Below are 12,310 nucleotides of genomic sequence, written 5' to 3' on the forward strand. Positions count from 1 at the left end.
GCACGGGGGCGGTTTATGAGTAGCGACGCGCGCAAGACGGGCGAACGGCGAGCGGTTGGATCGCGACGCAACGGGGTTACGCCCTGAATCTCCCGAATCCTTATGAGTGATACCATTGTACCACACAGTATGAGCACCGACGCGAACACCGGCGACGACCGGATGGAGAAGATCAACGTTCGCGTTCCGAAGTCCCTGCTGGACCGGATCGACGAGGAGTGGGAGCGACGGGGATACGCGAGTAAGTCTGAGGCGATTCGCGACGCGTTACGTGACTGGGTGGACCCGTCGGTGACGCTCTCCGAGGAAACGTTATCTGACCTGGCAGAGAGCCGCGAGCAGGCGGAGCGCGACGAGACGGTGTCGGCCGACGAGGCCCGAGAGCGACTGGGACTAGATGACTGAGGTCGAGTACACGGAACAGGCGCTCTCCCATCTCGAATCTCTCGATCCACAGTCCGCCGATCGGATGATGAACAAGATCGACGAGGCGACCGAATGGACCGAACACCGGTTGGAACCGCTCTCCGGGTATCCGTACTACAAGCTGCGAGCCGGCGACTATCGGGCCGTCGTCGCGTGGGATCGAAGTGCCGGGATCATCCGTGTCGAGGCCGTTGGCCACCGTCGGAACATATACGATCGACATCTTCCTCCCTGAGAGGATTCCCTTCGATCATCCTCCCCGCGATCGTCTCCTTCCGCCATCCCCACGAGTTTCCGGGTGGCGCGAGATCGGTCGCCCATGGCTTCAGACACCACTGGGCGGAGCGACACGTTCGACATCGGCGGCGACCTAACCGTCAACCGGCTCGGCTTCGGCGCGATGCGGGTAACGGGCGAGGACATCATTGGACGCCCGGCCGACGAGGAGGCGGCCAAACGGGTCATCAGGCGAGCGGTCGACCTCGGCGTCGACTTCGTCGACACCGCCGACTCCTACGGGCCGGGCGTCTCGGAGCGGCTGATCGGCGAGGCGCTCGGCGACCCCGACGAGGTCGTCGTCGCCTCGAAGGCCGGACTGCTCCGCAACCGCGAGGGCGACTGGCTCCCCCACGGCGACCCGGACTTCCTGAAGAATCAGGTGCTGTGTAGCCTCGACCGGCTCGACACCGACACGATCGACCTCTATCAGTTCCACCGCCCGGACCCCGACACCGACTTCGAGGCGTCGGTCCACGCGTTCGCGGAGATGAGAGACGCCGGCCAGGTCGCCCACGTCGGTCTCTCGAACGTCACCGTCGAGCAGCTGGAGACAGCCATGGAGATCGTCGACGTCGCCACCGTCCAGAACCGGTACGACGTCGGCAACCGCGACGACGAGGACGTGCTCCGCGCCTGCGAGCGCGACGACATCGGCTTCATCCCGTGGGGGCCGACGTACGCCGTCGACGACGAGGGCGTCGCGGAGGTGCTCGATGAGGTCGCCGAGCGCCGCGGCGCGACGCCGCGGCAGGTCGCGCTCGCCTGGCTGCTGGAGCACTCCGACGCGACGCTTCCCATTCCGGGCACGTCGAGCGTCGAGCACCTCGAAACGAACGTCGCGGCCGCGGAGCTGTCGCTGACGGGCGAGGACGTGCGCGCGCTGGACGGGATCGACCCGCAGGCGTAGCGACGGCCGAGCCGGAGGGAGAACCGCTCCGCCGCGCTACTCGTCGAACGGGTTCGTCAGCTCGACCGTCTCCTCGCGGTCGGGGCCGACGCCGACCGCGTAGACGGGCGTGTCGGTCTCGTCGGCGAGGAACTCCAGGTACTCGCGGGCCGCCTCCGGGAGGGCGTCGTAGCCGGCCTTGGCGACCGCGGCGGAGTCGAACTCCGCCCAGGTGTCGAGCGTCTCGTACACCGGCTCGCAGCGCTCCCACCGGTCCGGCGTGGTCGGGACGGTATCCCGCTCCTCGCCGTCCAGCTCGTAGGCGGTGCACACCTTCAGCTCGTCGAGCCCGGCGAGCACGTCGACGTGGTTGACCGCGAGCCCCGTGAAGCCGGAGACCCGCGCGGCGTGGCGCAGCATCGGGAGGTCGAGCCAGCCGATCCGGCGCGGGCGACCCGTCACCGTGCCGAACTCGCCGCCCTTCTGGCGGATGTCGTCGGCGAGCGACTCCTCGTCGGCGTCGCCGTCGAGCTCGGTCGGCATCGGCCCCTCGCCGACCCGCGAGAGGTACGCCTTCACGATGCCGACGACCTCGCCCGCGCCGACGTTCGTGACGCCGAGGCCGGACCCGACCGCGGCGCCGCCGGCGGTCGGGTTCGAGGAGGTGACGAACGGGTAGTTCCCGTGGTCGACGTCGATGTGGGTGCCCTGCGCGCCCTCGAAGAGGATCTCGTCGCCCGCCTCGTGGCGTCGGTGGAGGTAGTCGGAGCAGTTGACGGTCATCTCCTCGTCGGCGAGCCGCTCGCCGATCCCGGCGAACTCCTCGTGGAGCGCGTCGACGTCGAACGCCGCGGCGCGGTCGTCGTCGGCGAGGTCAAGCCCGTACACGTCCTCGACGAGCGCGCGCTTCTGCGGGACGGCGTACGCCAGCTTCTCGCGGAGCACGTCGGGGTCGAGCAGGTCGGCGACCCGGATCCCCCGTCGCCCGGCCTTGTCCTCGTACGTCGGGCCGATGCCGCGGCCGGTCGTGCCGACCTCGTCGCCGGCGTCGTCGTCCGCCTTGATCTCCTCCTCGATCCCGTCCAGCACGCGGTGGTACGGCATGATGACGTGCGCGCGGCGGGCGACCCGCACGTCGGGGTCGAGCCCGCGCTCGCGGAGGTCGTCGATCTCGGTGAACAGCGTGCGCGGGTTGACGACGCAGCCGTTGCCGAGGACGCCGACCGTCCCCCGGACGGCGCCGCTCGGTACCAGCGAGAGCTTGTACTCCGCGCCCCCCTCGACGACGGTGTGGCCGGCGTTGTCGCCGCCCTGATATCGGACTACGACGTCCGCGTCCCCTCCCCACCGGTCGACGAGCGCGCCCTTGCCTTCGTCGCCCAGCTGGGAGCCGACGATGGTGAGTGTCATACGGCCCGGAGGTTCCGGCCGGGGGGTAAAACCGATTACGGTCCGCGGACGCGATCACCCCACGGACGTGTATCACACCGCATCGCGTCAGTCCGAAATATGCCCGTTCGTGCGGTCGAAATCCGTTCGTCCGCACCGTCGACCCTCCGCACGCGCTCGCCCGCGGCGGCGCTTCGGTTCGCTTTCGGTCGGACCATACCGGGGGCCTCACCGGCCGAACCGATCGAACGCGTTAACTACTGGCACGTCGAAGCGTGTGATCGTCCCACCCGGTCCCGCCCGCCGACAGCAACTTTTAAACGGGGGCATGACGAGTTAACATGTGCCATGATAGATCGACTAGAGAAGGAGGTAGACATGCTGGAACGCCACCTCCAAGTCCTGCGGATGGTCATCGAGAACGAGCCGATCGGCATCGTGAAGATGTCGAACGAGACCGGCTACCCCCACCACAAGGTCCGCTACTCGCTGCGCGTGCTCGAAGAGGAGAACCTCATCGAACCGTCCAGCCAGGGCGCGATCACCACCGAGCGGACCCACGAGTTCGTCGACGAACTCGACGAGAAGCTCGACGAGACGGTCGACAAGCTCGGCTCCATGCGGATCGACGACGCCGCAGAACTCGAGAACTGAACGCCCACGTTCGTCCGCACCGCCGGCCGCGAGTCCGCGTTTTGATCTCGAGTCACCGCCCCCAGTCGCGTCGCGCGTTACGGACGGTAGCCCCGGCGCCGCTCGCTCCCCGTCTCTCGTCTCCGTCACTCGTGCCGTCTCGGTCGCCCGTGCCCCGGCGCGAACGCCCCGGGCTACAGGTCGGGAACGGTCATGTGGAAGCCGCCGTCGCGCGCCTCGACCAGACAGAGGTGGTACCCCCGCTTGCGCGAGAGCTTCACGAAGCTCGCGCGCTTCGACCGACTGAACAGCCCGCCGCCGACGGCGTCGCTCGCGGTCTCTAACGCGCCCGGCTCGAAGAAGCTCTCCGTCACGGCGAACGCCGCCGCGAACGAGTCGTTCGACTCGGCGATGTCGCGGCCGTTGCCCACGAGCGACTCCAGGGTCCCCTCCGCGGTCGGGTCCCGGCTGTCGTTGAGGTCGGCGACGAACAGGGGGTTCCCCATCCGGTCGCGCAGGACGAGGTCGAACGTGCGCTGCTCGCGCGTCTCCCCGCCGTTCTCGCGGATCGCGATCGACACCGACCCCCCGATCTCCGCGCGGTCGACCTCGGGGATCGCGTCGTAGAGGTCGCGGAGGACGCCCTGGTTCCCCGTCCCGCTCACCTCGAACGGGAGGTCCTCGACGAGCCAGCGGGTGAACCCGTACTCGATCGTGTCGCGGAGGAACTCCTCGTACGGTCGCCCGTCGACCGCGAGCCCCTCGGTCTCGAAGCTCGTGTGGTGTTCGATCCGGAGGTTCTCGCGGAGGGCGTCGCGGTCCACCGCCCCGTCGTGGGCGTCCTCCAGCGTCGCGCCGCCCTTGGAGTCGTACCTGACGAAGAGGTTCGTCCCGCTCCGCGCCTCTGCGGGCGAGATCGAGCGGTCGCTCTCGGGGAGCCGGTCGCGGGCCGCGGCGAGCTCGTCGCGCAGCCGGTCGCGCTCCTCGCGGAGCGTCGAGAGCTCGGACTCCAGGCGGTCGACCTCGGACGCCAGCTCGTCGCGCTCGGCGGCCAGCTCTTCGCGCTCCCGCTCGGACTCCTCCAGCTCGGCGGCCAGCTCTTCGCGCTCCCGCTCGGACTCCTCCAGCGCGCCCTCCAGCTGTCGGAGCCGCTCCCGCGGCGACCCCTCGCCGCGCGACCCGCCGGAATCGCGCGAGCGCTGCGACACGGCCGACCGGTTCGCGCCGCCCTCGCCGGTCGAACGCGGCTCGGGAGACGACTCGTTCGCGGTGTTCGCGGCCGGCCCGCCGCCGCGGTTCGCCGTCCCGTCCGAGCTGCCGGACCGCCGCGAGCCTCCGGACGTCATCGCGTCGCCGTCGCGGTTCTCCGGCGGGTCGCTCGCTTCCGACGGGTCCAGCGCGGGGATGGACTTCTGCTCGCGCCACTGCTCCTCCTCGGAGAACACGTCGTCGTCGGGGCGGGCCCCGTCTCCCCCGTCGCCGTCGCGGTCCCGACCGGCGGCGTCGGCGGTCCGCGCGTCGCGGTCCCGTCCGTCGGGAGCGTCGACCGACCGCGCGTCGGCGACGTTCGCGGCGCCGTCGGCGGCGCTCGCCGTCGACGCGTCCGCGCCGACGCCGCCCTCGGTCGGTCCCTCGTCCGAACTCCGGGGTCCGCGCCCCTCGTCGCGGTCGCCCGCCGCGTCGATCTCGACGGGCGACGGGCGGTCGTCGTCGGCCGGCTCGTCGGCGCTCCGAGCGTCGGGGTCCCGGTCGCCCTCGGCCGTCCCGCGTCCGACGGCCTCCGGGTCCCGGGTCGTTCCCCCGCCGTTCGACTCGTCGCCCGTCGGGCCGCCGTCGCCGCGGTCGGCGGCCGGGTCCGCGTCGATCGCCTCGCCGTCGGGGTCTTCGTCGCCAGCCACGTCTCCTGTCGATCCGGCGCTCACCGATCCGGCGCTCGCCGGCGGGCCGGCGTCCGCGTCGTCGTCGGCCTCCCCGTCGTCGTCGGCCTCCCCGTCGTCGTCGGCCTCCCCGTCGTCGTCGGCCTCCGGACCGCCGGACGGGATCTCCCGGACGCTCAGGTCGACCTCGTAGACGGTGTAGATACCGACCTCGTCGTCGGCCAGTGAGAACGCCTTCTCGCCGGTCTCGAGCCGTCGGGAGTTGCCGACGTACGCGGCGGCCATCGACTCGCCGGCCGTGTACGTGACGTAGTAGTCGCCCGAGAGCACGTTCTCGGAGAGCTCGACGTAGCCGGTGAACCCGCCCTGCGAGAGCTTCCGGTCCGCCTCCGAGAGCGGGGTGTCGTTCGTGTAGTACTGCGCCCGCGGCTCGCCGCCCCGCTCCTGCATCGCGAACAGGACCGGGAGGACCGGTTCCGGGGCCTCGTACAGCGTCCCCGAGGCCTCCGCGAAGTCGTCGAGGTCGCCGTCGACCGCCCCGACGACGCGGCCCTCGAACACGAACAGCCACGCCGCCCCGTCGGTCACCGCGCCGGAGAACCCGCCGTCGACGAGGCGACCGAGCTCGGCGAACCCGCCAGAGAACTCGCGGGCGTCCCACTCGGCGATCTCCGATCGTCGCTCTGCGTCCATCTTGCTTTATGTCGCCTGCAACGACCCAAATACCTTCCGGACCGTGAGACGGCCGTCTGACGCCGATCGGGCGGGGATCGCCGTCACCGGTCGACGCGCCGGCCGGCGCTTTCGGGCGAGGGGCCCGTCGCGCCGTCGACCGACTACGCGTCCTCGACGGCCGCGATCGCCTCGCGGCCGAGCTCGATCACGTCCGGCTGCAGGTCGCTCGCGGCCAGCTCGGCCGGGGTGTACCAGCGCCACGCCTCCGGGTCGACCTCGTCGTCGGCGCCCGGCGCGATCTCGCGGGAGCCGACGCGGGCGTAGTAGAGGTGATCGACGTGCTGGTGACCCACCGACCCGTCCTCGTGGACGTTGATGTCGTGGAGCATCAGGTGGGCCGGCTCCGGGAGGCCGCGGGTGTTGGGCCCCTCGATCGACGACCGCGTCGCGACCAGCTCCGCCTCCAGGCCGGTCTCCTCGCGGACCTCGCGGAGCGCCGCCTCGTGCGGGAGCTCGTCGCGGTCGACGTGGCCGCCGGGCGGGAGGCGGATCCCGAGCCGGTCGTGCGCGTGGAGCGCGGTCGCGCCGTCGTTGACGACGTACGTCGTCGCGGTGAAGTGACGGGTGGTCTCCATACGCGTCGCTCGGCCCGCGGGTGCTTGTGCGTTCGGAAAGTCGGCGTGCGTCAGGAAAGTCCGGAGCCGAAACGCGGTCGGTCGAGGAACCGGCGGAGCGTCGACGACGTCGGTCCGTCGGTCGGCGCGCGGCGGTCGGCGCGGTGCCGCCGATCAGCTCAGCGCGACGCCGTCCTCGGCCTCCAACAGCTCGTGGTAGCGGTTCCGGATAGTGACCTCGCTGATGTTCGCCACGTCGCTGACCTCGCTCTGGGTCACCTTCTCGTTGACCAGCAGGGAGGCGGCGTACACCGCCGCGGCGGCGAGGCCGACCGGCGACTTGCCGGAGTGGATTCCCTGCGACTTCGCGGTGTCGAGCAGCGACCGGGCGCGGCGCTCGGCCTCGTCGGAGAGGCCGAGGTCCGAGGCGAACCGGGGGACGTAGCTCTCGGGGTCCGCGGGCTGGATCTCCAGCTTGAGCTCGCGGACGACGTAGCGGTACGTCCGGGCGATCTCGTCCTTCTCGACGCGGGAGACGGCCGCGATCTCGTCGAGGCTCCGCGGCGTGCCCGCCTGTCGGGCGGCCGCGTACAGCGAGGCCGTCGAGACGCCCTCGATCGAGCGGCCGGGCAGGAGGTCCTCGTCGAGCGCGCGGCGGTAGATGACCGAGGCGGTCTCGCGGACGTTGTCCGGGAGGCCGAGCGCCGAGGCCATCCGGTCGATCTCGCCGAGCGCCTGTTTCAGGTTCCGCTCCTTGGAGTCGCGGGTGCGGAACCGCTCGTTCCAGGTGCGCAGCCGCTGCATCTTCTCGCGCTGGCGGCTCGACAGGGACTTCCCGTAGGCGTCCTTGTCCTGCCAGCCGATGTTGGTCGAGAGCCCCTTGTCGTGCATCATGTTCGTCGTCGGGGCGCCGACGCGCGACTTGTTGTCCTTCTCCTTGGAGTCGAACGCGCGCCACTCCGGCCCGCGGTCGATCTCGTCCTCCTCGACGACGAGCCCGCAGTCGACACACACAGTCTCGCCGTGCTCGGTGTCGGTCGCGAGCTGGCCGCCGCACTCGGGACATCGCAGTTCCTCGTCCGACGACTCGGTCTCCTCCTCGTCGCCGACGTGCTCCGCCGTGTACGTTCGAACGTTTTCGCTCATTGGTTGGTTCAAATGGAGGGAACGAGGGGACCGAGAGACGCTTCTCGGTTGGTTTCCTCACTAACGGGTAAGGACCGAACGTATTTAAATCCTCGCTTCGATATCGAGAACGAAAACCGACGGCAGAGCGCATCGCACACGGCGTCACGGCGATAGTAGCTGCCGGTTTCTCGTCTATCGCCGTCGCCGATCGAGTCGCGTCGATCCGTCGATCGCTACTATATAGATATTTCGTGATAGACTCCCCGCCGCACCGGCGCCGCGACGCGGGAGCGAGTGGGTGGGGACACCGCGATACCAAAGGTGGGGATACCGCGATACCAAAGACACTTATTACGCCCGCGAGTGAGTTCGACCGATGTCCCCGATACTGCTTCAGGAGGCGCTGGCCGGCGGGATCGCCCTCCTGTTCGGTCTACTGGTACTGCTCGTACAGCTGGGTATCATCGTCTGGATCTACTCGGACGCGAAGCAGCGCAGCGACCAGCCCGCGTTCCTGTGGGCCGTCGTCGCGTTCCTCGCACCGCTGCTCGGGCTCGTGCTGTACTTCATCGTCGGCCGGCGATAACCGCCCGCCCTCTCCTTCGTCGACGCTCGGCCCCGTTAGCGAATGTGCCGCCCGGCGAGCTCCCACAGCCGGTCGGCGATCTCGTCGTCGAGGTCGTCCCGGGTCACGCGCCACTCCCAGTTGCCGTCGACGGTCCCCGGCTCGTTGAACCGCGCCTCGCTGCCGAGCCCGAGCAGGTCCTGCATCGTCGTCATCGCGATCACCGCCTCGGAGGCCCACACCTCGTCGACGATCTCCCACTCGACCGCGCGGTCGCCGTCGGCGCCGACGTTGTACCGGAAGCAGTCGCGCTGGCGCTCGGGGAGGTCCTCGTAGTAGCCGACCCACGTGTCCGTGTCGTGGGTCGACGTGTAGCCGACGACGCCCTCCGGGTAGTGCATCGGCTGGTAGGGGTTCCCCTCCTCGCACCAGTCGGCGTACTGCGGGACGCGCATGCCCGGGAAGCCGAACTCGGCCATCAGCTCGTTCATCCTCGGCTCCTCGAAGCCGAGGTCCTCGGCGATGAACGGGGCCCGCCCCAGCTCGCGCTCCACCGCCTCGAACAGGTCGCGCCCCGGCCCCTCGCGCCACTCGCCGGCGGCCGGGTCGTCGCGGTCGGCCGGGATCGCCCAGTACTTCACGAAGCCGAGGAAGTGGTCGAGCCGCGCCACGTCGGCGAGGTCGAACAGGCGCCGGAACCGGGCGAGCCACCAGTCGTAGCCGCGCTCGGCGAGCCGCTCCCAGTCGTAGACGGGGTTCCCCCAGCGCTGGCCGTCGTCGCCCGGATTCGGCGGGACGCCCGCCACCGCGGTGGGGCGGTTCGCCTCGTCCAGCCGGAACGCTCCGGGGTTCGCCCACACGTCGGCCGAGTCGAGCGCGACGTAGATCGGCACGTCGCCGACGATCGAGACCCCCTCGTCGGCCGCGACCGCCCGGAGCTCGCGCCACTGCCGGTCGAACGTCCACTGGACGAACTCCCGGAAGCGGACCTCGGTCGCGCGTTCGTCGCGCGCCTCCGCGAGCGCCTCGGGGTCGCGCGTCCGGAGCGGGTCGGGCCACTCGACCCACGTCCCCTCCGGCCGGGCCTCCGAGAGCGCCCGGAACAGGGCGTAGTCGGCGAGCCACGGCTCGCGCTCGCGGAAGGCGTCGAGCTCGGCCGCCGCCTCCGCCCCGGCGTCCCCGCCGTCCTCTACGGTCTCGTCGAACCGCTCGAAGGCGGTCCGCAACAGCGGGAGCTTGTACTCCCTGACCGCCGGGTAGTCGACGCGGTCGTCCGGGAAGTCGGGGACCGGTTCGAGGTCGGACTCGTCGAGCCAGCCGTCGGCGACGAGCCCGTCGAGGTCGATCAGGAGGGGGTTGCCGGCGAACGCCGACGGCGACTGGTACGGCGACTCCCCGGCGGCGCTCGTCGTCGGGCCGACCGGGCAGATCTGCCAGAGGTCGACGTCGGCGTCGCCGAGGAAGGAGAGGAACGCTTCGGCGCCGTCGCCGAGGTCGCCGATCCCGTGTCGTCCCGGCAGCGAGGTGACGTGACAGAACACGCCGGCGGAGCGGTCGAATCGCATGCGTCCCCCTGTGACCCCCACCGACTCAAGCGTTGCGTCCGCGGGGACGGGTCACCGGCCGGTCTCCCGGACGACCGCGACCTCGTCGGCGCGGATCCGCTCGGTCCCGTCGCCGTCGACGACGACGCAGGGGTCGCCGGTGACCAGGTCGCGGTCGGCGTGGGCGGCGTCGACGGCGACGCTCGCCGTCTCGGGCGCGAAGTTGAGGACGACGATCAGCGACTCCTCGCCGTCGCTCCGGCGGAACGCCACCACGTCGTCGGGGTGCACGTTCCCGCTGGCGGCGATCGGCCGCTCGTCGAGGTCGCCGCTGGCGACGTGGTACTCCACCCGTTCGAGGTCGCCGTCGGGACCGAGCGCCCTGTGGTCGGCGCGGGTCGCGAGCAGGCGCTCGTAGCGCTCGCGGACCTCGTCGCGGGCGTGGTCCCACGCGATCGCGTCTCGGCGGCCGCGCTGGCCGATCTCCTGGCCGGCGTACACCATCGGCACGCCGGGCAGCGTCACCGTCGCCGCCCCCGCGGCGGCCGCGGCGGCGTCTCCGCACTCGACGCGGTAGCGCGTCTCGTCGTGGTTCTCGATGTACTGGAGGAAGCCGGCGTGGTCGGGGAAGCCGATCTCCGGGCGCCGGTCGATCGCGTCGAGCAGCGACGCGGCCGGCTCGGCGCCGCGCCCGACCTGCCGGAGCTGGAAGTACAGCGTCGCGTCGAAGTGGACGTCGAACATCCCCTCGTGGAAGCCGGGGATGTACGGGATCGTCTCGTCCATCAGCAGGAACTCGCGGTCCTTCGCCTTCACCCGGTCGCGGAGCTCGCGCCAGAACGAGTCGGGCACGGCCCACGCCATGTCGCAGCGGAACCCGTCCACGAGCGGCGCCCACTCGTCGACCACGTCGAGGAGGAAGCGGCGCACGTCGAGGTTCGCGTGGTTCAGGTTCGCGATCAGCTCCCAGTCGAAGTACGTCCCCGGCTCGCCGGACTCCTGCCACTCGTAGCGGTCGCGGTACGGCGACTCGGGATTCCGATAGGCGTCTCGGAACCACTCGTGGTCGCGCGCGGTGTGGTTGGCGACGAAGTCGAACAGCACCCGCATCCCGTGGTCGTGGGCGGTCTCCACCAGCGCCTCGTAGTCGTCGCGGTCGCCGAGGTCCTCGGCGACGTCGAAGAAGTCGACGATGTTGTAGCCGTGCGGCTTCCCGTCGTGTTCGAGCACGGGCGTGAGCCACAGCGTGTCGACGCCGAGGTCGGCGATCTCCGGGATCCGCCCTTCGATCGCCGCGAACGCCTCCCCCTCGTCGGCGTCGGCGAACGTCCGGACGTACACCTCGTAGACGGTCGCGTCAGTCGTCCACTCCGGCGGCTGGTTGAGCCGGACGGTCTCGAAGGCGTGACCGTCGGGGCCCGTCGGCGCCGTCAGCTCCGGCTCGGCGGGTTCGGGACCGTCGTCCCCGGCGAGCTCGCTCCGGTCGGTGCGCTCGACCGCGACCGCGTCGGCGACGCTCACCCGCCGTTCGCGCCCCGGCTCGCGGGCGACGGCGACGCCGTGGACGCGCAGCCGGTCCGGCACGGCCTCGGTCGGGATCCGGAGCGTCCGGCCGTCGTCGGTCGTCCGGAGCGCGTCTCGCGGGTTCCGCCGCCCCTCCCCGACCGCCGCCTCGACGTCGCGGTCGTCCACGACGAAGGTGACGGCCAGCTCGGACGCGTCGAGGGCCGACTCGGGGTTCGGCGTCGGCGTCGCCCGGACGACGACCTCGTCTCGGCCCGCCGCGCTCTCGTCTCGGCCCGCCGTGCCCTCGTCTCGCCCCGCCGCGCCCCCGCCTTCGCCCGCCGCCTCCTCGACGGTCGCGTCCAGCCGGACGCGCGGCCGCCCGACGCCCTCGCGGGCGCGCTCGGCGCCGTAGTCGATCGCGGCCCGGTCGGCGTCGCGGTCGCGGATCGCGGTCCCGCTGCCGCCGGCGACGTCGACGCCCTCGTAGCTCGCCGGGAACGCGCGCACCGTCAGGAGGTGGTCGCCGTCGGGCGCGTCGAGCCCGAGCCGGTACCGTCCGGGGACGTCCGGCGTGAAGTCGGTCACGGACCGCTCGCCCACGGTCGCGTCGCTGTCCGGCGGCGCGTCGGCGACGCGCCACTCGTAGCTCGCCGACGGGTCCGGGTCCCGCGGCGCGAGCTGCGTCGTCTCCCCGGTCGAGAGGAATCGGGGGGGTCCAGGGTGGTGCATGTGGCACCCATTGACGCCTGGGGTCTTCGGTGTTGCTCTTCGGTCGGTCCCCTCGGACC

Annotated in this window: 11 protein-coding genes; 5 read left to right on the forward strand and 6 right to left on the reverse strand. The window is 71.2% G+C overall.

Annotation, left to right across the window (positions count from 1 at the left end):
- The first annotated feature begins 129 nt into the window (after positions 1 to 129).
- The 3 genes from NO900_RS12665 to NO900_RS12675 all read left to right on the forward strand — a co-directional run bounded on the left by NO900_RS12665 (position 130) and on the right by NO900_RS12675 (position 1,612).
- Positions 130 to 405, forward strand: a complete 276-nt coding sequence (locus tag NO900_RS12665; RefSeq protein ID WP_256409583.1) for a ribbon-helix-helix domain-containing protein — start codon at positions 130 to 132, stop codon at positions 403 to 405.
- Positions 398 to 661, forward strand: coding sequence for a type II toxin-antitoxin system RelE family toxin (locus tag NO900_RS12670; protein WP_256409584.1), 264 nt, complete (start codon positions 398 to 400; stop codon positions 659 to 661). The genes NO900_RS12665 and NO900_RS12670 overlap by 8 nt, the downstream gene beginning before the upstream one ends.
- Before the next feature lie 84 nt (positions 662 to 745).
- Positions 746 to 1,612, forward strand: coding sequence for an aldo/keto reductase (locus NO900_RS12675; protein ID WP_256409585.1), 867 nt, complete (start codon positions 746 to 748; stop codon positions 1,610 to 1,612).
- 36 nt (positions 1,613 to 1,648) lie between these two features.
- Here NO900_RS12675 and NO900_RS12680 read toward each other — a convergent pair whose 3' ends face one another.
- Positions 1,649 to 3,001: an adenylosuccinate synthase gene (locus NO900_RS12680; RefSeq protein WP_256409586.1), complete on the reverse strand. Its 1,353-nt coding sequence runs from the start codon at positions 2,999 to 3,001 to the stop codon at positions 1,649 to 1,651.
- A gap of 327 nt (positions 3,002 to 3,328) precedes the next feature.
- Between NO900_RS12680 and NO900_RS12685 the strand changes: the two genes are divergently transcribed.
- Positions 3,329 to 3,634 (forward strand): hypothetical protein, encoded by a 306-nt coding sequence (locus NO900_RS12685; protein WP_004045854.1) that lies wholly within the window; start codon positions 3,329 to 3,331, stop codon positions 3,632 to 3,634.
- A gap of 173 nt (positions 3,635 to 3,807) precedes the next feature.
- Here NO900_RS12685 and NO900_RS12690 read toward each other — a convergent pair whose 3' ends face one another.
- The 3 genes from NO900_RS12690 to NO900_RS12700 form a co-directional block, all read right to left on the reverse strand.
- Positions 3,808 to 6,183, reverse strand: a complete 2,376-nt coding sequence (locus NO900_RS12690) for a DUF7527 domain-containing protein (RefSeq protein ID WP_256409587.1) — start codon at positions 6,181 to 6,183, stop codon at positions 3,808 to 3,810.
- A 143-nt stretch (positions 6,184 to 6,326) separates the two neighbouring features.
- Positions 6,327 to 6,800: an NUDIX hydrolase gene (locus NO900_RS12695; protein ID WP_256409588.1), complete on the reverse strand. Its 474-nt coding sequence runs from the start codon at positions 6,798 to 6,800 to the stop codon at positions 6,327 to 6,329.
- Between the two features lie 153 nt (positions 6,801 to 6,953).
- A complete protein-coding gene (locus tag NO900_RS12700) occupies positions 6,954 to 7,925 on the reverse strand; it encodes a transcription initiation factor IIB (protein WP_256409589.1) in 972 nt (323 codons plus the stop codon).
- Positions 7,926 to 8,283: 358 nt separating this feature from the next.
- Between NO900_RS12700 and NO900_RS12705 the strand changes: the two genes are divergently transcribed.
- A complete protein-coding gene (locus NO900_RS12705) occupies positions 8,284 to 8,493 on the forward strand; it encodes a PLDc N-terminal domain-containing protein (RefSeq protein WP_092565868.1) in 210 nt (69 codons plus the stop codon).
- A gap of 35 nt (positions 8,494 to 8,528) precedes the next feature.
- Here NO900_RS12705 and malQ read toward each other — a convergent pair whose 3' ends face one another.
- Complete coding sequence (gene malQ / locus NO900_RS12710) at positions 8,529 to 10,037, reverse strand: 4-alpha-glucanotransferase (RefSeq protein WP_256409590.1); 1,509 nt, start codon at positions 10,035 to 10,037, stop codon at positions 8,529 to 8,531.
- A 51-nt stretch (positions 10,038 to 10,088) separates the two neighbouring features.
- Positions 10,089 to 12,251: an alpha-amylase MalA gene (gene malA, locus NO900_RS12715; RefSeq protein WP_256409591.1), complete on the reverse strand. Its 2,163-nt coding sequence runs from the start codon at positions 12,249 to 12,251 to the stop codon at positions 10,089 to 10,091.
- Positions 12,252 to 12,310: the final 59 nt, after the last annotated feature.

The sequence above is a fragment of the Halorubrum rutilum genome (genome assembly GCF_024494565.1).